We start from the raw sequence: 24,412 nt of genomic DNA on the forward strand, positions 1-24,412 counted from the left end.
CGGCCGGTTGTGTTTCGCGGTCCTGCCTGCCGGAAGCCCCACTACTTTCCGTCGGGGCCGTCGATCACGCGCGGCTTGCCGAATACCGGCAGCCCCCAGCCGAAACGAAGTGACGCGAGACGCAGCGCGACGCAGGCAAACGTGGCAAACCACGGCGTCCACCAGTCCGTCCATCCCGCATAGAAGAAACCGACTTGCACGCCCGCGCCGACAAGCGCCGCCGAGGCATAAATTTCCCGGTCCAGAATGGATGGCACGCGCGATAGCAGCACGTCGCGCATGACGCCGCCACCGACCGCGCTCACGATCCCCAGCAGAATCGCCAGTTCGGCGCTGTGTGTGAAGGCCAGTGCCTTCTGCGCGCCCGAGACCGCAAACAGGCCGAGCCCGATCGCGTCGAAGAAGAGCACTGGCTGGTGCATCCGGCGAACCGGCGCGTAGGCGGCAATTACCACGACGGATGCCAGCAACGACACCGCTAGATAGCGCCAGTTCGAGAGTCCGGTGGGCGGAATCGCGCCGATACAGACATCGCGGATGATACCGCCGCCGCAAGCCACCATGAACGACACTGCCGCAATGCCGAAGAGATCGAGTCGCCGTTGACGCGCCGCGACCGCGCCGCTGAGCGCGAAGGCGAAGGTACCGATCAGGTCGAGAACGAGATAGACCGTGTGGGAATTCATGCCGCTGCGTCGTGTTGGGCGAGCCACACGCCGGCGGCGCACAGCATGGCCTCCAACCCGGTGCGCAGCGTTGGCTCGATCACTGGTGCGAATTTCGGCGAATGATTGCTCGGAATCTCGTTGATCCGCTTCGCCGCCACGGCGCGCCGGAACACCTCGGGATCGGTGCCGCCGACGAACCAGAAGGCATACGGCACCTTCCATTCACGGCCGAACACGCTGAAGTCCTCGCTGGCCGCTGCGGGCTGCGTTTCATAAACGCGCTCGCCGAAATGGGCTTCGAAGGCGGCAAGCAGGCGCGCGTGGGTCGCGGCATCGTTGACCGTAAGCGGGTAGCTCGACAGCGTTGTGAACTCCGGATCGCGCGGGGCGTTCGAGGCGGCGCACTCCGCACAGCAGATACGACGGATCGCACCGAGCATGTACTCGCGCACGTCTTCGTCGAATGTGCGCACATTGAGCTTGAGCGTGGCGTCGTCGGGGATGATGTTTTCTTTCGTTCCCGCCTGCAGGGCCCCGACGGTCAACACCGCACTGTCGCGTGGCGAAATTTCGCGCGACACGATCGTCTGCAGGCGCAGCGTCGTGGACGCCGCCATGATGACCGGATCGATCGACGTCTGGGGCTGCGACCCATGCGAGCCACGGCCGAACAGCTTGACCTTGAGACTGTCGCCGGCGGAGAGAATCGTGCCGCTTCGATAGCCCACCGTGCCCGCCGCGCCGACCATCACGTGCTGGCCGAGAATCACGTCGGGCTTCGGAAAGCGCTGCGTCATCCCATCGTCCATCATGCTGCGCGCGCCGCGGGCGACTTCTTCTCCGGGCTGGAAAACGGCCATCAGGGTGCCGTGCCAGGCGTCGCGATGTTCGGCCATCAGTCGCGCGACGCCCATCAGCCAGGTCACGTGCATATCGTGACCGCACGAGTGTGCGACACCGACCTCGACGCCGTCTTCATCCTTCGCGCTCACCGTGCTGGCATAGGGCAGTCCGGTGGCTTCGGCCATCGGCAGCGCGTCCATGTCGGCACGCAGCATCACCGTCGGCCCGGCGCCGTTGCGAAGCACGGCCACCACTCCGGTCACGCCCACGTTGCGCGCGACTTCATAGCCGAGCTTCTCGACGTAGTCCGCCACGATCCGTGCGGTGCGGACTTCCTGCATCGACAGTTCCGGATGCTGGTGAAGGTCCTTGTAGATCGCCTCGAGTTCCGGCAGTAGGCCGTCGATCGCGCCCGTCATCGTTTCGATCAGTGTCGACATGGTTGCCTTCCTTGATTGCCGGCGTTCGCCAGCGCAGCCGGCGGGCTCGCAAGCCGATGTTCGGTTTCGGCTTCGAGTGCGGATTTTCATTGTAGAGAAGAGTTCGGGCGCTTTCCAGCCGGCACGCTCGGACACGTCGTTCCGCGGTTGCCCCCTGGCAGGGCGACGACGCACAGCAGCAGTCGCTCCGGCGGCAGGGCAATCCCAACAATAGTAATAGCCGAAAACGTGCCTGCCAGCTAACCTGCAGGTGGTTTACCCTGTGGGAGGCAGGTCCAGCCCCCCACTCGATTCCGCCGCCCCTCGGAAATGTTCGATGTCAGCCAACCCGCGAACGAAGGTACTGCAACAGATCCCACGGAGCGTGTGGATACTCGGTTTCGTCAGTCTGTTCATGGACATTTCATCCGAGATCATCCACAGCCTCCTGCCGATGTTTCTGATGGCAAGTCTCGGCGCGAGCGCGACGACGATCGGCCTGATCGAAGGGATCGCCGAAGCCACGGCCCCAATCGTGAAAGTGTTTTCCGGAACGCTCAGCGATTATTTGCGTAATCGCAAGTGGCTTGCGGTCTTGGGATACGGTCTCGGTGCGATCAGCAAACCGTTGTTCGCCATCGCGCCCACGATCGGGGTTGTCGTGACCGCGCGCGTGCTCGATCGTGTTGGCAAGGGCGTACGCGGTGCCCCACGCGACGCGCTGGTGGCCGACGTTACGCCACCCCACCTGCGCGGCGCGGCGTTCGGCTTGCGACAGGCACTGGACACGGTGGGCGCGTTCCTGGGACCGTTGCTGGCGGTTCTCATCATGCTCGCAGGATCGGACAACTTTCGGCTGGCCTTCTGGCTGGCCATGATCCCCGGCGTGATCGCCGTGGCGCTGCTCACGCTGGGCATTGAAGAACCCGCTCACGACCGCGGGGCCAAGCGGGTCAACCCGATTCGCTGGGAGAACGCAAAACGCCTCGGACGCGGCTATTGGTGGGTCGTCGGCGTGGGGGGCGTATTTGCGCTGGCGCGATTCAGCGAAGCATTCCTGGTGCTGCGGGCCATGGACAGCGGCGTGCCTGTCGCATGGGTGCCGCTGGTGATGGTGGCAATGAACGCCGTCTATGCGCTGTCGGCCTATCCCTTCGGAAAGCTCGCCGACCAGATGAGCCACACCCGATTGCTCATCGCGGGCCTTGTGATGTTGTTCGCGTCCGACATCGTGCTCGCGCACGGCAACCATTGGACGGTACTGCTCGTCGGTGTCGCCCTTTGGGGATTGCATATGGGCATGACCCAGGGGCTGCTGGCCACGATGGTCGCCCAGACGGCGCCGGCCCAATTGCGGGGGACGGCCTTTGGTGTTTTCAACCTGGTGAGCGGCATCGTCACGCTCGGGTCGAGCGTCATTGCCGGCATGCTGTGGGATCGGGTCGGCGCCATGGCGACGTTTTACGCAGGCGCCATTTTTTGCGTGCTGACGGTGCTGCTGCTGTTGTCACGACGCGTCATCGCACGTCGCTCCATCGGTTGACGCAATGGCGGGGGGGCAAAGCGACGTTGCTGGCCGATGCTGGTCGGTCCGCACCGCCCGCCCGTCGCTTGCGCCCCCCCACGTAAGTTCATGCGACGCGCATCCTGGCCGAGATCCGAGAGATGGAGGATGCGGTATCGTCGAGCCGGTCAGTGCCGCGAGGCCTGTTGCGCGTCAACGCGCCCATGGGGTTCGGGCGCACCGTGATTGCGCCGCTCCTTTCCGAATTCGCCAAGCGGCACCCCCACGTGGAAGTGCAATTGGACGTGACGGATCGGCCGGTGGATCTCGTGGAGAGCGGGCGACTGCGCGCGGTACTCCCCGAACACGTTCCGCCGGATGCCGATTTGTTCGTCTACTACCCGAACAAACTGAATCAGTCGGCACGCGCACGCGCGTTCATTGATTTTCTCGTTGAACGCTTTGGTCACCACGCGCTCAGGTAGTCGCGCGCCTCGGCGCGGCGGCATGAGTGTTGCGCGAAACTGCCGGCGAGTGAGCCGTTCAACAACGAAGGGCCAACTTCACCGAGGCAAATTCTTCTACACGGTTTTGAAGCTTCCTCGATATTGCTGAGGCGTGACGTTGAGTCGCCGCTGAAACGCGCTGCGCATATGGTCGGGACTGGTAAAACCACAGTCGAAAGCGATGGTCTTGAGGGCCGCCTCGGTGGATTCCAGAAGTTTGCGAGCTTGATCCAGGCGAACCCCTTCCACGAATTCATGCGGGGTTACGCTCAGTTCACTCACGAAGAGCCGCGCAATACTACGCGGGCTTACACCGCCGATATCAGCGAGCCGCTCAACCGGGAACGCCTCGCGGATATGTTCCATTACGTAGGTTTGCACCCTGCCCAGCGGAGTTTCCGGGTCACGGGCCGAGATCAACAGGGGGCTGAACTGAGATTGGCCTCCCTGGCGCTGCGCGATAACAACGAGCGCCTTGGCGCATGCGAGAGAAAGCGCAGGTCCGTGATCTTCACCCACCAGAGAGAGGCTGAGGTCAATGCCGGCCGTCACGCCGGCGGAGGTCACCAAGCGATCGTCACGAGAATAGATCCGGTCATGCTCCACCCGCGCTGCAGGGAACTGCGTTGCGAGCTGCTCCGAACAAATCCAATGCGTCGTGACGGTTCGGTCATCGAGCAGTCCGGCATGGCCTAGCGCAAAAGCGCCCGTGCAAATCGAGCCATATCGCTGGGCCGCGACACCCCATCGCCTCAGCCATGCCGACAAGGCATCGTCGGGTGGACTTGCGGGAAGGTGCGGGCCGCCTGCCACCAGCACCGTGTCAAAAGCGCGGTCTGCCTGATCGAAGCTCAGATCAGCCATCATCCACATTCCGTTGGAACCGCGCAGGCGCTGTGTGTTGCTTGCCACCAGAACGCATTGGTAATGGTCCTGCTCCGGCAAGAAGCCATTGGCTGCCGTGAAGACATCAAGTGGGCCGGCTACGTCAAGCGCTTGAACGCCGTCGAAAATGACGATTGCAACTTCTCGCTTTGCCATCAGTACCCGTGCCCCTGCGCCAAGATTGATCCGTTTTTCGGACTCCCATTCGCCCGAAACGCCGCTGGCAGTTTATCACTCACGCTTGGCGGTTTTTCGCGGATCAATGCGATTGCTGCCACACCGGATTGTCGCGATGATGACTAGGTCGGCTGCGAGGTCCTAGTCGGGCGCCAGCCAAACCACGCATTCGATCCACGGCAATGGCCGTCAGCACCGTCGCTGGCGCATTCATCCGATACCCGCCAAGTTCGCTACCTACGGAGAACCATCTTGACCCACCATCATCATGCAACGCCGGCCATCAATGGCATTGCCATTCCCGACAGCGCCTTGGCCCGGGCGATCACCGAATTTGTGCGCGATACCGAGACCGAGCTGCTGTTCAACCATTCGAGCCGGGTCTATTTCTTCGGCGCCCTCGCCGGGCAGCAACGCGGACTGACCTTCAATCCGGAGCTGCTTTACGCGGCGACGATGTTCCACGATGTCGGTCTGATGCCGTCGCACAGCAGCGCCGACCTGCGCTTCGAAGTGGATGGGGCGAACGCCGCCCGCGACTTCCTGCAAAGCTACAAGCTCGACCCCGCCGACATTGAAAAGGTGTGGACCGGCATTGCGCTGCACACCACGCCGGGCGTACCCGAATTCATGCATCCGGTGATCGCCCTTACCACCGCAGGCGTTGAGATGGACGTGCTGGGCCTGACCTATGACCGCTATCCCTCAGACATCCGTGAGGCCGTGGTCGCCGCCTTTCCACGCACCCCCGCCTTCAAGGAAGACATCATCCAGGCCTTCTACGACGGCATCAAGCATAAGCCCGACACCACATTCGGCAACGTCAAGGCAGATGTGATCGCCGACAAGGCGCCGCACTTCCATCGCGGGAATTTCTGCGCCGTCATCCGCTGCTCACACTGGCACGGCTAAGCCTCTTCCCACAAACCATATATTCAAGGAGAAATGCGATGACTGCCTCTGTATCCAACTCGATCTCTAACGTAATCCTCGTTCACGGCGCCTGGGCTGATGGCTCCAGCTGGGCCAGGATCATCCCTCTGCTGGCCGCCAAGGGCATGGCCGTGACTGCCGTCCAGCTTCCGCTCACCAGTTTCGAGGCCGATGTCGCGGCGGTTGGCCGTGCCATCGCGCTGGCGCAGGGCGATGTGGTTCTGGTGGGTCACAGCTATGCGGGCGCGGTGATCGGGCAGGCAGGCAACGATCCCAAGGTCAAACGGCTCGTGTACATCGACGCCTTTGCGCCGGACGCGGGCGAATCAGCCGGCTCGCTCTTCGCCCAGTTCGAAGCCGCCCCGCTCAACGACGAAATCAGGCCCGACGCGCAAGGGTTCCTGTCGCTCACCGCCAAAGGCGTCGCCACCCTGTTCGCACAGGACCTCGACCCCGTCGAGCAGACAGTCGTCCATGCCACGCAAGGCCCGATCAACGGCGCGGCGCTCGGCGGCACGCTGACACAGGCCGCATGGCGCAGTCGTCCCACCTTCTATCTGATTGGCGAAGACGATCAGGCCATCCTGCGCGTGGATCAGGAACGCATGGCCGCGCGCATGAATGCAACGGTCAAGCGTGTTGCTTCCAGCCATGTGCCGATGTTGTCGCATCCCGTTGTCGTCGCTGACTTCATCCTTCAGGCCGCCGCCTGAGATCACCACAGCCGCAATATCCTCACTGCCAGCCTGTTTCAGGAGCCGTTTCATGAACACCCTTTCGGACACCGTCCAACTACATGTCGAGGATCTCGGGATAACCGCTCCGGTGCTCGTGTTCCTGCATTACTGGGGCGGGTCGTCGCGCACGTGGCGGCATGTCACCCAGCGCCTCAGGCCCGCTTTTCGCACCATCGCGCTCGATCAGCGCGGCTGGGGCCAGTCGGACAAACCATCCAGTGGTTATACGCTCGCGACGCTGGCCGACGATGCCCAACGGCTGATCGAAAGCCTCGGCCTCGACCATTACCTCTTGGTCGGGCATTCGATGGGTGGCAAAGTCGCGCAACTGCTGGCATCGCGCCACCCGGCAGGATTGGCGGGACTGGTGCTGGTAGCACCATCGCCGCCATCGCCGATGCGCGTGCCGCTTGCCGTCAGGCAAGACATGGTCAGCGCCTACGATAGCCGGGAAAGCATCCTGGCCACCGTCCGGCAGGTGCTGGCAGCCAGTCCGCTTCAGCCGGACGATCTGGAAACCGTCGTGCAGGACAGCCTGCGCGGAGCGCCCGCAGCCAAAGTGGCGTGGCCGCTGGCCGCCAGCCAGGAAGACATCAGCGCGCAAGCCGCACTGATTCGCGTTCCCACACTCGTCATTTCAGGCGAAAAAGATCAGGTCGATCCCCCTGCTGTGCTGCGGCAGGAGTTGATGACGCGCATACCGCACGCCACTTTGCATATTTTGTCGGGCATCGGCCATCTCTCGCCCCTGGAAGCACCGGGCGACCTGTCAGACCTGATCCGGGACTTTGCCACGCCGTTAGCAGCTGCAACGCCCGCACTGATCGAGCCTGCGGAAGCGCCTCCTGCCGAGCGCAACATGATCGCGGGCACCACGCAACGCTTCGCACCGCATCGCAGCGATGACGAAGACTTCGCCACGACACCATAGACCGCATGCCACCGTCTACTTGCCTATCCAAGGATTACGTCATGTTTCAGACCCAGATCATTACCATTCCGATCTTGCCTTTCGGTATGGTCAACGCCCATCTCATCCGCAGCGAGGCCGGTTGTGTACTCATTGACACCGGCATTCCCGGATCGGAGCTCAAGATCGGCAAGGTGCTCGCCGAACACGGCCTGACGTTTCGCGACATCAAGTTGATCGTTGTCACGCATGCGCATACCGATCACGCCGGCAGCGCGGCACGTGTGCGCGCATTGTCGGGCGCGCCCATTCTGGCGCATCAGAATGACGCGGATTTTTACAGCCGCAAGGAGCCGATGACCTATTGCACGACGAGTTGGGTCGGCAAGCTGTTTCTCAAGACGCCAGTTCCGCATGAACCATACGACGGCTTTGTCCCGGACATCATGATGAGCAACGGCCACACGGTGAACCTGCTCGACTTCGGGGTTGATGGCATCGTGCGGCATACGGGCGGCCATACGCCCGGCTCGATTGCCGTGGAGTTGTCGTCCCAGGACATGATGGTTGGCGACCTGATCGCCTCAGGCATCCTTATCGGTGGCGTGATTCGAAAGGGGCGAGCCATTCGACCGCCGTTTGAAGATGACCCCGCCACGGTGTCGCGTGAACTGATTCGGATGGTGCAGAGCGGCGGCAAGCGGTTCCACATGGGTCACGGTGGGCCTTTGGAGGTTCGCGAGGTGCTGCGCCATGCCCAAGCGCTTGCGAAGCTGGCGGGCAATCCGTGCGTGTCTGGCCAATGCAAACACGTGCATCACTAGCCCGTTCCAGCATCGGCAATGCGTGCTCGTCAAAAATGCGCTCACGCAAAACAGTTTCGGGACGGTCATGTCTTTCATCGATTTCCGATGCCTGGGATCGTTCTCAGAATATTAATGCGGCAATTCTCAACGGACCATGATGCTGACATGGGTGAGCCGCGCAACGCTATGAACGAGCGGCACTTGACAGCGCACCAGCATCTGCATGGACGCGCCGTATCAACGGCGGAAAAAGAAAAAGCCCTGACAAGTCAGGGCTTTTGAATTTTGGAGGCGGGAGTCGGAATCGAACCGGCGTACACGGCTTTGCAGGCCGCTGCATGACCACTCTGCCATCCCGCCATTGGGATATGCCGCATTGTAACCGCTCGGTGTTGCCATCGAGGGCGCCCTTCGGATCGATCGCCGCGGGCTTTTCGGCAAATAAAAAGGGAAGCCAGGCTTCCCTCTGGATTTGGAGCGGGAGACGAGTCTCGAACTCGCGACCTCAACCTTGGCAAGGTTGCGCTCTACCAACTGAGCTACTCCCGCATGACACCGAACACCAAGGATTGCTTCACTCAATGTCCAGTGTGAAAACTGGAGCGGGAGACGAGTCTCGAACTCGCGACCTCAACCTTGGCAAGGTTGCGCTCTACCAACTGAGCTACTCCCGCATTGTCATGCGTACTACCAATCCAACCGTTTCTTAAAACTTCGCTGCTGAGCTAGCGCCGTAGCAGCGAGAAGGAGATTATGTCTAAACCGTGATTCAGTGTCAAGCATCCGCACCGAAAATTTGTGAAGATTATTCTCTCCGACCGCGCAAATCCCGCGTCTTCAGGGACTTGCACTCACATCTTGCCCGCGCCCCGCTCTCGAATCTGCGGCCACGCGCGGCGCAGATAATACATCATCGACCACAACGTGAGAATCGCCGCCACGTAGATCAACCATGTCCCCCAGAACCGTGAGTCGAAGTGCCACGCCCCCCAGACGACCGTGCCGTTGAACAGCAACAGCGGAATCGCCACCATCTGCGCCGCCGTCTTGACCTTGCCCAACTGATGCACCGCCACGCTGCGCGACGCGCCAATCTGCGCCATCCACTCACGCAACGCCGAAATCGTGATCTCGCGGCCAATGATGATCAACGCCACCAACGCATTGATCCGCCCCATCTGCAACAGCATCAGCAGCGCCGCCGCGACCATCAGCTTGTCCGCCACCGGGTCCAGGAACGCGCCGAACGCCGACGTCTGGTTCCAGCGCCGTGCGAGAAAGCCATCGAACCAGTCGGTCAGCGCCGCCAGCACAAACACGCCGCAGGCCACCCAATTCATCTCGACCGGCGACAACCAGGTCGGCGGCACGTAATAGACGCCGACCACCAGCGGGATCAGCACGATCCGGAGCCAGGTCAGTAATATCGGGACGTTAAAGGGCATGGCAGCATGAGTTCGGCAAACGGCGGTCGACACACGGCGCCCTCGGCAGCCGTACCAGACCCGCATTGTGCCGTGTCTGCCCCGTAGCGACAAGGCCGAGGCGCCGCGCAGCGGTTGACATGTGCGTCGGTGTGCCCCTATCTTGCTTGCAACCCTCCGCCAATAGCGCCGATCTCGTGAAACCGCCCTGGCCCTTGCCCACATTACGACGACCGCTGCTGTCACCCCACATCCTCATCGCGGCACTGGTCGGGATCGACGGCCTGCTGCTCGTCGCCTCCGTGCTGCTGCGCGTGCCCAGTTCACTGCTCATCGATCTCTTCGTGCGCGGCGACCTCTCGGCGCTCGCGCGCATCGAAGCCAGCCACCTGCCGCGGTTGCTCTTCGGCTTGAACGCCATCGAGCGCATCGACTTCTCGCATCTGCCCCGTGCGCTCTCCGGCCTGTCGCTCATCGCGCTCGCCTGCGGACTCGTCATCCGCGCGCGCACCGCCTGGGCCTTCACGCTCGTCATGCTCGTGCTGGCCGCCGCCATCAATTTCCACCTGAACCTTCGCTTCGACCTGACGTTCGCGCTCTCGCTCGCCTGCATTGCGCTTTTGCTCTGGTACTGGCGGGAATTCGACCGCGCCAGCTTCGCGGCGGCCACGCTCTACACGCTCGTCGCCGTGTTCGCGCTGCTCGTCTACGCGACGTTCGGCACCATGTATCTCGGCCACGAGTTCGCGCCGCCCGTCACCGACCTGGCCACGGCGTTCTACTTCGCCATCGTCACGATGACGACCGTCGGCTACGGCGACATCGTGCCGCACAGCGTCGACGCACGCCTGTTCACCGCCTCGGTCATCGTCTTCGGGATCAGTGTCTTCGCAACGTCGCTGACCGTCGTCATCGGCCCGCTCGTCGGCGGCAACCTAAAGAAAATTCTCTCGGGGAGGTTCACTCACGTGATACGAAAGAACCACTTCATCGTGGCCGGCGCATCGCCGCTCGCGATCAACGTGCACCACGAACTCACCAAGCGCGGCTGGTCGGTCACGGTCATCATCGCGAGCGGGAGCGATAACCCGTATCCCGAGGAGGCGGATGTCATGCACGGCGATGCCAGCGACAACACCGTGCTCACCCACGCCGGCATCGAACACGCCAAGGCCGTGCTCGCCCTGCGGGCCGACGACTCGGAGAACGCCTTCATCGTGCTCGCCGCGAAAGAGATCGCGCCAACGGTGCGCACCATCGCGTCCGTCAACGACAGCAAGCACCTGAGCAAACTCAAACGTGTTCAGCCCGACATGATTTTTGCGCCGCCCGTCGTCGGCGGCGAGCTGCTCGCCCGCACGCTGTCCGGCGAGACCGTCGACAACGAGACCGTCATGCGCCTGCTGTTCCACGGCGATACGTGACGCGCTGCGCGCGTCAGTGCAGTTGGCGATAGATCTGCTCGGCGAGCGTTGTCGAAATGCCGTCGACACTGGCCAGTTCGTCCACGCTGGCCGACGCCACCCCTTGCAACCCGCCGAACCGCATCAGCAGGCGCTGACGGCGCTTCGCTCCGATGCCCTCGATCTCCTCAAGCCGTGACGTCTGACGCGCCTTCGCGCGCTTGGCCCGCATGCCCGTGATCGCAAACCGGTGCGCCTCGTCACGAATCTGCGCGATCAGCATCAGCACGGCACTCTCGCGCCCCAATTCCAGCGGCGCGCGTCCATCGGCAAAGATCAGCGTCTCAAGCCCCACTTTGCGGCCCTCGCCCTTCGCCACGCCGACCAATCGACCGATGTCGATCCCCAGTTCGACGAACACCTGGCGCGCCACCTCGACCTGCCCCTTGCCACCGTCGATCAGCACGAGCTGCGGCAAATTCGCTTCCCCGTCAGACGCTTCGGGCGCGGCCGTTGCGGCGCCTGCATCGGCAGACTCGCCGGCCGGCAGCGCCGCCCCGTCGTCCGGCAGCACGCGCGTCTCGGCTTCGGCGCGCGCCACGTCGGCGGCCACGGAGGACGGATCGGCCGCATCGGTCACGTGAGCGGCCGCCTCCATCAAACGACCATAGCGGCGCGTGAGCACCTGGCGCATTGCCGCATAGTCGTCGCCCGGCGTAATACCCGCGATGTTGTAGCGCCGGTATTCGCTCGTCTGCATCTTGTGATGATGGAACACCACGCACGACGCCTGCGTCGCCTCGCCTTGCGTGTGGCTGATGTCGAAGCACTCCACCCGCAACCGCGCCGGATCGTCGATGTCGAGTCCGATCGTTTGCACCAACGCGTGCGTGCGCGCCTGCTGACTCCCCTGCTCCGTCAACAATCGCGTGAGCGCGAGCTGCGCGCCCTGCAGCGCCATGTCGAGCCAGGCACGCCGTTGCCCCTGCGGCTGACGCACCATCGCAATGCGCCTGCCCGCTTGCTCGGACAACGCGGCGAGCAACTCGTCGCTCGGCAACGCATGGCTCACGACCAGTACCGGCGGCACCGACTGGCCCAGGTAGTGCTGCGCGACGAAGGCCTCGAGCAAACGCGATTCGAGCGATGCCAACGGGGTATCCGACGGCATGTCGTTGGCGATCTCGCGCGCCTGTGTGGCGGCATCGTCCGCGTTGGCCTCGGACGTGTCCGGCGCGAGCGCCTCGTCCGGCTCGAATTCGTCGGCAATCCCGCCTTCGACACCGCGCTCCACGTGCGCCGGAAAATACGCCTTGTCGCCAAGATGGCGCCCACCCCGCACCATCGCGAGGTTCACACACGCGCGCCCGCCCGCATAGGCGACGGCGAGGATATCGGCATCGACATCCCCCGCCGTCTCGACGGACTGCTGTTGCAGCACGCCCGAGAGCGCCTGCATCTGATTACGCACCACGGCGGCCTGCTCGAACTGGAGCGCCTGAGCGTACGTCATCATCTTCGCTTCGAGCGCACTGAGCACTTCGCTCTGACGCCCCGAGAGAAACGCCGCCGCGTTATTCACATCGCGTGCGTAATCTTCATCCTGAATGGCGCCCACGCAAGGCGCGCTGCACCGCGCGATCTGATGCAGCAGGCACGGCCGCGTGCGATTCGTGAAGACGGAGTCCTCGCAGGTACGCAGTTGGAATACTTTCTGCAGGATCTGAATGCTCTCGCGCACGGCCCAAGCGCTGGGAAATGGTCCGAAATACTGTCCACGGCGATCCACCGAGCCGCGATAGTAGGCCATGCGCGGATACTTGTGCTGCGTGAGCTTGAGAAACGGATACGACTTGTCGTCGCGAAACAGGATGTTGTAACGCGGATGCAACGCCTTGATCAGATTGTTCTCAAGCAGCAGCGCTTCGGTCTCCGAGCGCGTGACAGTCGTCTCGAGCTTCGCGATGCGCGCAACCATGAGCGCAATGCGTGGGGAAAGCTGCGTCTTGTTGAAGTAGCTCGACACGCGCTTCTTCAGATTGCGAGCCTTGCCGACGTACAGCACGCTGCCCGCTGCGTCGTAGTAGCGATAGACGCCAGGCAGGTTCGGCAACTGGGCAAGCACCGTGCGGGCGTCGAACGCCGCGCTGTCGGGCAACGCCTCGGCGGGGGGCTGAGCGGCATCCGCCGTCGTGGCGACCGCGGGGGCCGTGGTGGATTTGGCTTTGCGGGACTTGCGCGGCGGCGTGACGTCGTGGGCGTCTTCAGTCATGAACTCAGGCATCGGAGCGTCCCCGGGGGCGAAACCGTGCGATCGCGGCGGCACGCAAATTGTGTGCGATGGCATCGTTACGCGTCGCCAGCAGGCGCAGGGACTAGAATCCGAAGTTTAGACCAATCCGGGTTGCCGCCTCTCAATGTCCCTGCCCACTACGTTCTCGCCCGCCGCAACCACCCTGCCTCTGGTGCCGCGCTGCGATCTGTTCTGCACCGTCGTCGACAATTTCGGCGACATCGGCGTTTGCTGGCGGCTCGCGCGGCAACTCGTGCGCGAACATGGCTGGTCGGTGCGGCTATGGGTCGACGACCTCGCGAGCTTCCGTCACCTGCGTCCCGACATCGATCCCTCCCTGGCCCGACAACGCTGCGACGGCGTGGACGTACGCCGATGGGATGCCGACTTCGGCCCGATCACTGACGACAATGCGCCGGGCGATGTCGTCATCGAAGCGTTTGCCTGCCAGATTCCCGACGCCTGCGTTCAGGCGATGCATGTGCGCAAACAGGCGGGACACGCGCCGGTGTGGATCAACCTCGAGTACCTGAGCGCCGAAGACTGGGTCGAGGGATGTCATCTGCAAAAGTCGATACACCCGCAACTGGGGCTCGTCAAAACGTTCTTCTTCCCGGGCTTCACGGAACGCACGGGTGGGCTCGCGCGCGAACGGGAGCTGTTCTCGCGCAGAGACGCCTTCCTTGCATCGCCGGCGCTTCGCGACGCCTGGTGGCAGCGCACGCTCGGACTCCCGGGCGCACCGAGGGACACGCTGGTGGTATCGCTTTTCACGTATGAAAACGCCGCGCTTCCGGGGTTGCTTGCGCAATGGGCCGCCAGCGAGACACCCATCGTCTGCCTGGTCCCGCCAGGTCGGATCGCACCGTCGGTCGGCGCGTGGTTTGGCCGCGAGGTACTGGCGCCACGCGACTGTGCAACGCAAGGAGCACTGACGGCGTATGGACTGCCATTCGTTGCGCAATCCGAGTTCGACGCGCTGCTGTGGGCGTGCGATCTCAATTTTGTGCGTGGAGAAGATTCGTTCGTGCGCGCGCAATGGGCGGCGAAGCCGCTCGTCTGGCATATCTATCCGCAGGACGACAACACGCACCACGTGAAACTCGACGCGTTTCTCGACCGCTATCTGAGCGATCCGAGCGCCGACTCGCCGGCAACCGGCGCCTTGGGACACGATGCACGCGAGGCGCTGCGCACTTTCTGGCATCTCTGGAACGGCTACGCCAGCACCCCGCCCGACTGGCCGGCACTGGCCGCCGTCCTGCCCGAACTGAATCGCCATGCGCGGGCGTGGGCAGGCAGGCAGGCGGCCCTCCCCGACCTCGCGCGACAGTTGGCAAGCTTCACCGAAAATCAGGTAAAATAGCTGGTTTTTCAACGCTTTGCTGCTGAACCTGCTGCACCGGACCGTTTCCAGGCGGGCGCGGGAATCAAGCGGCGAGTGGGCGTATGGAAGCGCTCAACAAGCGGCAAATCGCTTATTTCGTCACAGGATCTCGTTTTTTATGAAAACCGCTCAAGAACTCCGCGTCGGTAACGTCGTCATGATCGACGGTGAGCCCAATGTCGTGCTGAAGACCGAATACGTCAAGTCGGGCCGCAACTCCAGCGTCGTCAAGATGAAGTACAAGAAGTTGATGGGCGAAGGCCGTGGCGAATTCGCCTACAAGGCCGACGACAAGTTCGACGTCGTTGTGCTCGACAAGAAGGAAGTGACCTACTCGTACTTCGCCGACCCGATGTACGTGTTCATGGACGCCGACTACAACCAGTACGAAGTCGAAGCCGAAAACATGGGCGACGCGATCAAGTACCTCGAAGACGGCATGAAGTGCGAAGTCGTTTTCTACAATGAAAAGGCCATCTCGGTCGACCTGCCGACCTCGCTCGTGCGCGTTGTGGAATACACCGAACCGGCCGTCAAGGGCGATACGTCGTCGGGCCGCGTGCTGAAGAACGCCAAGATCAACGATCTGCTGGAAATCCAGGTGCCGCTGTTCGTCAACACCGGCGACAAGATCGAAATCGATACGCGTACCGACGAGTACCGCAGCCGCGTCTAAACGATTGCGACGCCGCCCGCGCCGTCTACGGACGACGCGGCGCGATCCGCGACCGTCAGGCAACAAGAAAAGCGCTCTTCCCGTCAGGGTTGAGCGCTTTTTTGCTTGGCGGGCGTGTCTCGCTTACGCGCCGAACGTCTCCACGATCAGACGCTTCGCCGCCTGATATTCCGGCTGCGCGAGCATCTTTTCCCAGCCGTGCACCTTGCCGCGGCCCTGCAGATGCTTGATGCGGCGCTGAGACGCGGTATCGGGCACCGACTTCATCTCATGCAGCAATCGGTCCGCCTTTTCCGGACTGTTGCAGATGAGGACCATGTCGCAGCCGGCCGCCATGGCGGCATGCGCCGCCGTCACGACATCGCCAGCGGCGCTCGCCCCTTGCATCGACAGGTCGTCGCTGAAAATCACACCGTCGAACGCATACTTGCCGCGCAGGATTTCCTTGAGCCACTTGGCCGAGAATCCGGCGGGGTTCGGATCGACCTGCGGGTAAATCACGTGCGCCGGCATGACCGCCGCCAGCGACATGCCGAGCCAGTCATACGGTTGCGCATCGACGCTGAGGATCTCGTCGAGCGAGCGCTCGTCAACCGGAATTTCGTGGTGCGAGTCGGCCGCCACGAAACCATGCCCCGGGAAGTGCTTGCCGCAGTTCGCCATCCCGGCGAGAAGCAGGCCGTGATTGAGGCTCTTGGCCAGCATGGCCACCACGCGCGGGTCGGCGTCAAACGCACGATCGCCGATGACCGCCGACGTTCCGTAGTCCAGGTCCAGCACGGGTGTGAAGCTCAGGTCGATATCGCACGCGCGCAATTCGGCCGCCAGCACATAGCCGACGGCCGTCGCCACGCGCGTCGCCTTGAACACGTCGTCGTGCCAGAGCTTGCCCAGCTTGCCCATGGCCGGCAGGTGCGTGAAGCCGTCGGTACGAAAGCGCTGCACGCGCCCGCCCTCATGATCGACAGCGATCACGATGTCGTCGCGCAGGTCGCGAATCTGCTTCGTGAGCGCGCACAGTTGCGCGCGATCGTCAAAGTTGCGGGCGAACAGGATCACCCCCCCGGTCAACGGATGGTCGATGCGACGGACGTCGTCTTCGCTGAGGGTCAGCCCGACGACGTCCAGCATCACCGGGCCCGGCCTGCGCTTCGTCATTGCGTTTTCTCCGATGCAATATTGCGAATGTTGCCTACCTTACGTGATGCGATCGCAAAGGCGACCGCATACTCTTTCTCGTCCGTGATCGAAATCTCGATCGACAGTTGCCGCTCGGCCAGCCACTGCACCAACTCCCCCGACGCCACCACGACCGGCTTGCCCGACGGCGCATTGAGCGTTTGCACGGCACGCCACGTCATCGGCCACCGCATACCCAGCCCGATGGCCTTCGACACGGCCTCTTTCGCCGCGAAGCGCGTGCACAGATACGCGAGTCCGCGCACGGCGGACCGGCTCTGACGCGCGTGATAAACCTTGAGTTCCTCGGGCCCCAGCACGCGCTCGGCGAACCGCCCATGGGTGCGCGTCATGACGCCGACAACACGGCTGATCTGGAGGATGTCCGTGCCTACGCCGTAAATCGCCGTGCCCCCGGACTCAGGGCCAGCGGCACGCTCGCCTGGTGGCGGCACGTCGGGGGACGAAGGCGACGGCATCGTCGGATCGCTCATGGGCAGCGCCTGATGGTGGGGGGGGAAAGGCGTCGTGACTCAGCCGCGCGCCGCGATGCGGCTGGCGACCATGATGGCCTTCATCTCGCGCACGGCGTTCTCCCAGCCCACGAAAAGGGCGTGGGCGACGATCGCGTGTCCGATGTTCAGTTCGGAAATGCCCTCGATCGCGGCGATCGGCTGCACATTTTCATAATGCAAGCCATGTCCGGCGTTGACGCGCAGGCCCAACGACAGACCGAGCGCGACGGCGCGTTCGATGCGGGCGAACTCGGCCTCGCGCGTGGCCTCGTCGTGCGCCTCCGCGTAGCGGCCGGTGTGCAGCTCGACCACCGGCGCGCCCATGCGCGCCGCCGCGCGGATCGGCGCTTCGTCCGGATCGATGAACAGCGACACACTGCTGCCCACTTCGCCGAGTTGCTGCGTCGCGGCAGCCACACGGTCGTACTGACCGACGACGTCCAGCCCGCCTTCGGTCGTCAGTTCCTGACGACGCTCCGGCACCAGACAAACGTCGTGCGGCTTGGTGCGGCATGCGATCGCCAGCATCTCGTCCGTCACGGCACACTCGAGGTTCATCCGCGTGAGCAGCTTGTCGCGCAGATTCGCCACATCGTCGTCGCGAATATGACGACGGTCTTCACGCAGGTGCAGCGTGATGACATCGGCGCCCGCCGCTTCAGCCAGCAATGCCGCCCTGACCGGGTCGGGATAGGCCGTGCCGCGCGCGTTGCGCACCGTGGCGACGTGATCGATGTTCACCCCGAGGTCGATGGGGTTGCCGTGGAAGAAGAGGCTCATAGTTTTTGCAGGTCGAGCAGGATCTGCCGCGTGTTGAGCGGAACGCCGCCCAAGTGGTGGTTGAGAAGAAAGCGCATGAGCAGCTTGCTTTGCTGCACGGTCTGCGCCCGGGAATAATCGTCTTGCTCCATGTCGAGCAACGTCTGCCCGATGACGACCGGCCAGTCCGACGGTTCATCGCCGCCCGCCGGGCGTACCCCCCGGTCTGGATGAAACACGTAGCGGCGCTCGGGCGCGACCTTGCCGCGCGTCTGCGTGCAGCGGTCGAACGCCACGGCGTAACCGGTCTCACGCAGCAGCACGCGCTCGAATGCCCGCAGGATGATACCCGCCGGCTCACCATGCGCGAGATGATGCAGCGTGGTCAGATAGTGCTGGAAGAGCTTGTCGTGCGGATCGTCGCGCGCGCAGAACTTCACCAGCAATTCGTTCAGGTAGAAGCCGCTGAGCAGCGCATCGCCTTCAAGCGGACGCAATCCGCCAACCCACTCAGCCTTGGTCAGCGTACGCAGCTCTGCCTTGCCAAGCCAGGCGAGCGAGAGCGGCTGAAACGTCTGGAGTACGCCACGCAGCGCCGAGTGCGGACGTTTGGCCCCCTTCGCCACGAGCGCGACGCGGCCGTGGTCGCGCGTGAGCACGTCGATGATCAGGCTGGTTTCGCGGTAGGGATAGCTGTGCAGCACAAAGCCGGGCTGCTCGGTCACGCGGCTTTGCTCGCGCTCGGCCGCCCGGGCGGGCGATGGCGCACGGCGCACGCGTTTCGCTTCGCGCTTGACGGTATCGGCGGTGGCTTCGGCGTGCTGGAATGCGTCCGACGCATCGTCGTCGACACTCCGCGCGCGCGCACTGCGCGCCTGGCGAGCCGGCCGCGCTCCGATTGCCCCGGCGTGCGAGGTACGAGGGACCGACGTCAGCGGCGCACCGGCAGCCGAGGCGCTGCTTGCCGCCAACGTCACATCGTCCGGCGGTGCAATCTCGTCACGTAAGGTGTCAGGTTCACTCGTAGCCATACGCCCGCAGGCCGGCCTCGTTGTCGGCCCAGCCACCCTTCACCTTGATCCAGACTTCCAGGTACACGGGCCCGTCGAAGAGCTTCGCCATATCGAGACGGGCATCGGTGGAAATCTGTTTGAGCTTCGCCCCCTTGTTGCCGATGATCATCGCCTTGTGGCTGTCGCGATCGACCAGAATCGTTGCGAACACCCGGCGCAGATCCCCTTCCTGCTCGAATTTGTCGATGATCACCGTGCTTGTGTACGGCAGCTCGTCGCCCGTCCAGCGGAACACCTTCTCACGCAGGATCTCGGCCGCCATGAACCGCTCGCTTCGGTCGGTGAGATCGTCTTCGCCATAGATCGGCTCGCCTTCGAGCAGGTACGGACGCAACACCCCAAGCAACCGCTGGGTATCGTCTGGACGCTTCGCGGACAGCGGCACGATCTCGCGGAAGTCGCGCAGGTCGCCCACCCTTTTCAGGAACGGCAGAATTTCCGCTCTGTCGGCAATGCGATCGAACTTGTTGACGATGAGCAGCACCGGGGTGTTGTCGGGCAGCAGCTTGAGCACCTTCTCGTCGTCCGGCCCGAAGTTGCCCGCTTCGATGACGAACATGACGACATCGACGCTGGACAGCGTGGAGGTCACGGCGCGATTGAGCGATCGGTTCAGCGCAGTGGCGTGACGCGTCTGAAACCCCGGCGTGTCGACGAAGATGTACTGCGCATCGTCCGTGGTGCAAATGCCGGTAATGCGATGCCGCGTCGTCTGCGCCTTGCGCGAGGTGATGCTGATCTTCTGACCGACGAGGGCGTTGAGCAGTGTCGATTTGCCGACGTTCGGACGCCCGACGATCGCCACGGTCCCGCAGCGAAAATCCGTCTTATCGTTCATGTTTGGAAACTCTCTTGAAAGGGGGCGGCGCGTTGCGCCCTTCCCCTGAATGGGGCTCAGGCGGCGGCCGGGGGCTGCTTGGCGGCGTCCGACTTCTCAGCCGCAGGTTTTTCGGCAGACTTGTCGGTGGCCTTATCGGCTGCCTTGTCGGCCGTTTTTTCCGCGGGCGCTGTCGCCGTGCGAGCGGCACCGTTGCCAACGGGCGCCGTCATGGCCGGTGCAGCGCGCATCTGCCCGACGCTCTCCGCCATTTTCGCCTCGGATGCCGCAGCCTTCGCCGCCCGCTTCTTTGCGGCCTTGGCGCTCTTTTCGGCCTTCGGTTTGGCAAGTGCCGGCATCTTCTGCACTTCCTCCAGCGCCTTCTTGGCAGCCGCCTGCTCGGCCGCTCGTCGGCTCGCGCCCGATCCGCCGGCCTTGATGTCGAGCTTCGGCACCGTGCACTCCACCTCGAACTGCTGGTTGTGCGCAGCGCCGTGCGTCGCGGTCACCGTGTACTGCGGCAGCGCAATCTTGTGGCCTTGCAGGTATTCCTGGAGCAGCGTCTTGGCGTCCTTGCCGAGCGTTTTCGGATCGACATGTTCAAGCACGGGCGTGTACAACCGCTCGATCACGGCATACGCCGCCTCGAACCCGCCATCGAGATACATTGCCCCGAACAGCGCTTCAAGGGTATCGGCCAGAATCGACGGGCGACGGAAACCACCGCTCTTGAGTTCGCCTTCGCCCAGGCGCAGGAATTCGGAGACGCCCAATGTCTGCGCGATTTCGTACAAGGATTGCTGCTTGACGAGATTGGCGCGCACACGCGAGAGGTCGCCTTCGTCGAGCTTGCCGTAGCGACGGAACAGGATCGCTGCGACCGAACAGTTGAGGATGGAATCGCCAAGAAACTCCAACCGCTCATTATTGGCGGCACTATGGCTACGGTGCGTCAGTGCTTGGCAAAGCAATTCCGCATCGTGGAAGCGGTACTGGAGACGTTCTTCCAGTGGGTTCAGAGATTGAGGCATGGCGCAAGTATAGCGCGACGCTCCCGCCCCGGCGCGCGTCGTCGCCAAGAAACGACGGGCCGGACCGCCTTGCGGCGGGCTTTTCGGACTCGCGAGAGGGGGCGGGATCGGACATTTCCGGGGTGACGATACATCGATCTCCCCCGTGTCCCTTTCCCGTCGCATCATTTAATTCAAAATTGAAAATAATAATGCGGAAATCGGCTTTTTATCGCCAATTTCCGCATTAATCAAACCGTCGCCCGGGGGGGGATGGCCTCCCCGTCGACCGGCAAGCTTACTGGAAGCCGCCCAAGCGCTTGAGGTTCGAGAAATTCATCCAGATGAAGAAGGCCCGGCCCACGATGTTTTGCTCGGGCACGAAGCCCCAGTAACGGCTGTCCGCGCTATTGTCGCGGTTATCGCCCATCATGAAGTAGTTGCCCTCCGGCACCTTGCAGATCACGCCCTGGCTGTTGTACTGGCAGTTCTGCTTGTTCGGAAAGTCGTCGGCGCCCAGGATGTATGGCGGCACGTTCGGGTCGTTCAGAATGCGGTGCTTCACGCCGCCCACCGTCTCTTCGAACTGCTTGAAGTAGGCGATATGCTCCTCGTCGAAGTAGTCCGGCATGGCGGTCTCCGACACCGGCTGGCCGTTCACCGTGAGCTTCTTGTTCTCGTAGGCCACCACGTCGCCCGGCAGGCCGATCACGCGCTTGATGTAGTCCATCGACTCATCTTTCGGGTAGCGAAACACCATCACATCGCCCCGCTTCGGTTCACCGATCGAGATGATCTTCTTGTTGACCACCGGCAGGCGAATGCCGTAGTCGAACTTGTTCACGAGGATGAAGTCGCCCACGAGCAGCGTCGGAATCATGGAGCCCGACGGAATCTTGAACGGCTCGACCACGAACGAGCGCAGCACGAACACCGCGAGAATCACGGGGAAGAAGCTCGCCGAATACTCGAGCCACCAGGGCTGACGCAGCTTGTCGTCGCGCACTTTCGCACGCGCACTTGCGATCACGCCGCTATCCTGTGAGCCGGAGCCCTGGATGCCAGACCCCTGCGTGGCAAGCTGCTGTTGATCGAATTGCGCCAGGGCGTCCTGTGCTGCCCGGCGGCGCGCCGGTTGAAACACCAACTTGTCGGCCAACCAGGCCACCCCGGTCACCAGCACCAGGACAAAAAGAATCAGGGCGAAATTCATGCGGGACCTGTCGCTACGTTATTTGTCTTCGACTTGCAAAATGGCAAGGAACGCTTCCTGAGGAATCTCGACACTCCCCACCTGCTTCATGCGCTTCTTACCTTCCTTCTGTTTCTCAAGCAGCTTCTTCTTGCGCGAGATGTCGCCACCATAGCACTTGGCCAGCACGTTCTTGCGCAAAGCCTTGATGTTCTCACGGGCAATGATGTTTGCGCCGATAGCCGCCTGAATCGCCACATCGTACATCTGGCGCGGAATGATTTCGCGCATCTTCGACGCGACCTGCGCGCCGCGACGGCGGCTCTCCGAACGGTGCACGATGATCGACAGCGCGTCGATCTTGTCGCCGTTGATCAGCATGTCGACCTTGACGACGTCCGACGTGCGGTACTCCTTGAACTCGTAGTCCATCGACGCGTAACCGCGCGACACCGACTTCAGACGATCGAAGAAGTCGAGCACGATCTCGGCCATCGGAATTTCGTAAATGAGGCGCACCTGACGGCCGTGGTATTGCATATCGATCTGCACGCCGCGCTTTTGCTGACACAGCGTCACCACCGAGCCGACATACTCCTGCGGCATGTACAGGTTGACCGTGACGATCGGCTCGCGCACTTCTTCAATACGGCCCGGATCCGGCATCTTCGACGGGTTTTCCACCGTGGTCACCGTGCCATCGCGCTCGACCACCTCATAGATCACGGTCGGCGCCGTGGTGATGAGGTCCATGTCGAACTCGCGCTCCAGACGCTCCTGCACGATTTCCATGTGCAGCAGGCCCAGGAAGCCGCAACGGAAACCGAATCCCAGTGCCTGCGAAACTTCAGGTTCGTATTGCAGCGAGGCGTCGTTGAGCTTGAGCTTTTCGAGCGATTCGCGCAGCGCGTCGTACTGGTTCGCCTCGACCGGGTAGAGGCCGGCGAACACCTGCGGCTTGACTTCCTTGAAGCCCGGAAGCGCCTCGGGCGCCGGCTTGGTCGTGGTCGTCAGCGCATGCGTGACGGTATCGCCGACCTTCGCGGCGCCCAGTTCCTTGATGCCCGAGATGATGAAGCCCACCTGGCCGGCCGACAGCGACGGGCGCGGCTGCGACTTCGGCGTGAAGACACCCACTTGCTCGACCGGGTAGGTCGCGCCCGTGGCCATCAACTGAATTTTTTCCTTCGGCTTGAGCGTGCCGTTGACGATGCGCACCAGCATGACCACGCCCACGTAGTTATCGAACCACGAGTCGATGATCAACGCTTGCAGCGGGGCGGCGGCATCGCCCTTGGGCGGCGGAACCTTGGCGATGAGCGCTTCGAGCACCTCTTCCACGCCGAAGCCGGTCTTCGCGGAGCAGCGCACGGCGTCGGTTGCCTCGATACCGATCACGTCCTCGATCTCCTGGATCGCGTTCTCCGGTTCGGCCGACGGCAGGTCAATCTTGTTGAGCACCGGCACGACTTCCACGCCCAGCTCGATCGCCGTGTAGCAGTTCGCCACGGTCTGCGCTTCCACGCCCTGCGAGGCATCCACCACGAGCAGTGCGCCCTCGCATGCGGAGAGCGAGCGGCTCACCTCGTACGAGAAGTCGACGTGGCCCGGCGTATCGATGAGGTTCAGGTTGTACACCTTGCCGTCACGCGCCTTGTATTCCAGGGCGGCCGTTTGTGCCTTGATGGTGATGCCACGCTCTCGCTCGAGATCCATCGAGTCGAGGACCCGGGATTCCATTTCACGATCGGACAGACCGCCGCTCAACTGGATGATGCGATCGGCCAGGGTCGATTTCCCGTGGTCGATGTGGGCGATGATCGAAAAATTGCGGATATGGTCCATGAGGCGAGGCTAGAGAAGAGTCGGTGCCATCGGATTCGGCTCGGCAGCGACTTTCGAGAGAATCGGCAAACACGATATTTTAGCCGAAAGCGTGGCGATGCCGTCTGGAATCGCATGTATCGCGGCAGTCCATCGGAAATGGCGGGAAGCTTGGGACGATCGGGCGTCGTTCGAGGCAGGGAGCGGATAGCGCGAAACGTCAACCTGAGCGCAATGCGGCAGCGACCGCCGCTGCGTCGAAACGATACCGGCACAACTCGCGCTCGCCAAGCGCAAGCACCGGCACGATCTCGTCGTATTGCGCTTCCAGCGCCGGGTCACTGTCGACGTCGATGACGGTGACGGAGAAATTCCACGCCGGACGCATCGCTTCGAGCGCCGCAAGCATGTCATCGCAAAGATGACACCACTTGCGGCCATAGAGCGTCAGCGCCGGCGTATGCATGAGACA

At 62.9% G+C, this 24,412-nt stretch carries 21 protein-coding genes, 3 tRNA genes and 2 pseudogenes; 9 read left to right on the top strand and 17 right to left on the bottom strand.

All coding sequences use genetic code 11. The features are described from left to right. Positions 1-41 precede the first annotated feature (41 nt). Both BGP02_RS18460 and BGP02_RS18465 read right to left on the bottom strand, forming a co-directional pair. The gene (locus BGP02_RS18460) at positions 42-686 is read right to left on the bottom strand and encodes a trimeric intracellular cation channel family protein (RefSeq protein ID WP_017232534.1); all 645 of its coding nucleotides are present in this window, start codon (positions 684-686) and stop codon (positions 42-44) included. Further along, positions 683-1,951, bottom strand: a complete 1,269-nt coding sequence (locus tag BGP02_RS18465) for a M20 family metallopeptidase (protein WP_017232533.1) — start codon at positions 1,949-1,951, stop codon at positions 683-685. The genes BGP02_RS18460 and BGP02_RS18465 overlap by 4 nt, the downstream gene beginning before the upstream one ends. Before the next feature lie 316 nt (positions 1,952-2,267). Between BGP02_RS18465 and BGP02_RS18470 the strand changes: the two genes are divergently transcribed. After that, positions 2,268-3,473: an MFS transporter gene (locus BGP02_RS18470; RefSeq protein WP_017232532.1), complete on the top strand. Its 1,206-nt coding sequence runs from the start codon at positions 2,268-2,270 to the stop codon at positions 3,471-3,473. A gap of 89 nt (positions 3,474-3,562) precedes the next feature. After that, positions 3,563-3,919 (top strand): annotated as a pseudogene (locus BGP02_RS18475) (LysR substrate-binding domain-containing protein); the annotation flags it as partial. Between the two features lie 96 nt (positions 3,920-4,015). Here the strand turns inward: BGP02_RS18475 and BGP02_RS18480 are convergent. Continuing rightward, the gene (locus tag BGP02_RS18480) at positions 4,016-4,981 is read right to left on the bottom strand and encodes a GlxA family transcriptional regulator (RefSeq protein WP_286798960.1); all 966 of its coding nucleotides are present in this window, start codon (positions 4,979-4,981) and stop codon (positions 4,016-4,018) included. A 273-nt stretch (positions 4,982-5,254) separates the two neighbouring features. Here BGP02_RS18480 and BGP02_RS18485 point away from each other — a divergent pair, with 273 nt between their 5' ends. Genes BGP02_RS18485 through BGP02_RS18500 form a run of 4 tightly spaced genes read left to right on the top strand, consistent with a single transcriptional unit; the run spans position 5,255 to position 8,406 of the window. Continuing rightward, positions 5,255-5,914 (top strand): HD domain-containing protein, encoded by a 660-nt coding sequence (locus tag BGP02_RS18485; protein WP_261939777.1) that lies wholly within the window; start codon positions 5,255-5,257, stop codon positions 5,912-5,914. 38 nt (positions 5,915-5,952) lie between these two features. Further along, positions 5,953-6,648, top strand: coding sequence for an alpha/beta fold hydrolase (locus BGP02_RS18490; protein WP_286798961.1), 696 nt, complete (start codon positions 5,953-5,955; stop codon positions 6,646-6,648). Between the two features lie 52 nt (positions 6,649-6,700). Further along, positions 6,701-7,603 carry an alpha/beta fold hydrolase gene (locus BGP02_RS18495; protein ID WP_017232526.1) on the top strand — a complete coding sequence of 301 codons (903 nt, stop codon included), beginning with the start codon at positions 6,701-6,703 and terminating at the stop codon, positions 7,601-7,603. A gap of 41 nt (positions 7,604-7,644) precedes the next feature. Further along, positions 7,645-8,406, top strand: a complete 762-nt coding sequence (locus tag BGP02_RS18500) for an MBL fold metallo-hydrolase (protein WP_017232525.1) — start codon at positions 7,645-7,647, stop codon at positions 8,404-8,406. A 268-nt stretch (positions 8,407-8,674) separates the two neighbouring features. Here BGP02_RS18500 and BGP02_RS18505 read toward each other — a convergent pair. The 4 genes from BGP02_RS18505 to pgsA all read right to left on the bottom strand — a co-directional run bounded on the left by BGP02_RS18505 (position 8,675) and on the right by pgsA (position 9,833). Further along, positions 8,675-8,748: transfer RNA gene (locus BGP02_RS18505), tRNA-Cys, on the bottom strand. 113 nt (positions 8,749-8,861) lie between these two features. Further along, positions 8,862-8,937, bottom strand: a tRNA-Gly gene (locus tag BGP02_RS18510). Positions 8,938-8,986: 49 nt separating this feature from the next. Further along, positions 8,987-9,062, bottom strand: a tRNA-Gly gene (locus tag BGP02_RS18515). 177 nt (positions 9,063-9,239) lie between these two features. Further along, positions 9,240-9,833, bottom strand: coding sequence for a CDP-diacylglycerol--glycerol-3-phosphate 3-phosphatidyltransferase (gene pgsA / locus BGP02_RS18520; RefSeq protein ID WP_026131696.1), 594 nt, complete (start codon positions 9,831-9,833; stop codon positions 9,240-9,242). 194 nt (positions 9,834-10,027) lie between these two features. Between pgsA and kch the strand changes: the two genes are divergently transcribed. Beyond that, the gene (gene kch, locus BGP02_RS18525) at positions 10,028-11,236 is read left to right on the top strand and encodes a voltage-gated potassium channel protein (protein ID WP_286798962.1); all 1,209 of its coding nucleotides are present in this window, start codon (positions 10,028-10,030) and stop codon (positions 11,234-11,236) included. 13 nt (positions 11,237-11,249) lie between these two features. On the opposite strand, the gene uvrC is transcribed toward kch, so the two are convergent. Continuing rightward, the gene (gene uvrC / locus BGP02_RS18530; RefSeq protein WP_502688493.1) at positions 11,250-13,487 is read right to left on the bottom strand and encodes an excinuclease ABC subunit UvrC; all 2,238 of its coding nucleotides are present in this window, start codon (positions 13,485-13,487) and stop codon (positions 11,250-11,252) included. A 151-nt stretch (positions 13,488-13,638) separates the two neighbouring features. Here uvrC and earP point away from each other — a divergent pair, with 151 nt between their 5' ends. After that, positions 13,639-14,874 (top strand): elongation factor P maturation arginine rhamnosyltransferase EarP, encoded by a 1,236-nt coding sequence (earP, locus tag BGP02_RS18535; protein WP_502688500.1) that lies wholly within the window; start codon positions 13,639-13,641, stop codon positions 14,872-14,874. Between the two features lie 139 nt (positions 14,875-15,013). Next, positions 15,014-15,571, top strand: coding sequence for an elongation factor P (gene efp, locus BGP02_RS18540; protein WP_017232520.1), 558 nt, complete (start codon positions 15,014-15,016; stop codon positions 15,569-15,571). A 123-nt stretch (positions 15,572-15,694) separates the two neighbouring features. Here the strand turns inward: efp and nagZ are convergent, their stop codons facing one another. From nagZ to BGP02_RS18585, 9 genes and pseudogenes are all read right to left on the bottom strand, one after another. Continuing rightward, positions 15,695-16,729 carry a beta-N-acetylhexosaminidase gene (nagZ, locus tag BGP02_RS18545; RefSeq protein WP_261939774.1) on the bottom strand — a complete coding sequence of 345 codons (1,035 nt, stop codon included), beginning with the start codon at positions 16,727-16,729 and terminating at the stop codon, positions 15,695-15,697. Beyond that, positions 16,726-17,244: a holo-ACP synthase gene (acpS, locus tag BGP02_RS18550; RefSeq protein WP_502688494.1), complete on the bottom strand. Its 519-nt coding sequence runs from the start codon at positions 17,242-17,244 to the stop codon at positions 16,726-16,728. Before acpS ends, nagZ begins: the two co-directional genes overlap by 4 nt. 39 nt (positions 17,245-17,283) lie before the next feature. Beyond that, the gene (gene pdxJ / locus BGP02_RS18555) at positions 17,284-18,045 is read right to left on the bottom strand and encodes a pyridoxine 5'-phosphate synthase (RefSeq protein WP_286798965.1); all 762 of its coding nucleotides are present in this window, start codon (positions 18,043-18,045) and stop codon (positions 17,284-17,286) included. After that, a complete protein-coding gene (gene recO / locus BGP02_RS18560; protein WP_261939773.1) occupies positions 18,042-19,055 on the bottom strand; it encodes a DNA repair protein RecO in 1,014 nt (337 codons plus the stop codon). The genes pdxJ and recO overlap by 4 nt, the downstream gene beginning before the upstream one ends. Then, entirely contained in the window at positions 19,042-19,935 is an 894-nt protein-coding gene (gene era, locus BGP02_RS18565) for a GTPase Era (protein WP_017232515.1), read from the bottom strand. Before era ends, recO begins: the two co-directional genes overlap by 14 nt. 59 nt (positions 19,936-19,994) lie before the next feature. Then, a pseudogene (gene rnc / locus BGP02_RS18570) lies at positions 19,995-20,945 on the bottom strand (ribonuclease III); the annotation flags it as partial. 277 nt (positions 20,946-21,222) lie between these two features. After that, entirely contained in the window at positions 21,223-22,137 is a 915-nt protein-coding gene (lepB, locus tag BGP02_RS18575) for a signal peptidase I (protein WP_017232513.1), read from the bottom strand. A gap of 18 nt (positions 22,138-22,155) precedes the next feature. Next, the gene (gene lepA / locus BGP02_RS18580) at positions 22,156-23,961 is read right to left on the bottom strand and encodes a translation elongation factor 4 (RefSeq protein ID WP_130026949.1); all 1,806 of its coding nucleotides are present in this window, start codon (positions 23,959-23,961) and stop codon (positions 22,156-22,158) included. Positions 23,962-24,160: 199 nt separating this feature from the next. After that, a complete protein-coding gene (locus BGP02_RS18585) occupies positions 24,161-24,406 on the bottom strand; it encodes a glutaredoxin family protein (protein WP_017232511.1) in 246 nt (81 codons plus the stop codon). Positions 24,407-24,412 lie beyond the last annotated feature (6 nt).

The sequence above is a fragment of the Pandoraea sp. 64-18 genome, assembly GCF_001899225.1.
Taxonomy (GTDB): domain Bacteria; phylum Pseudomonadota; class Gammaproteobacteria; order Burkholderiales; family Burkholderiaceae; genus Pandoraea; species Pandoraea cepalis.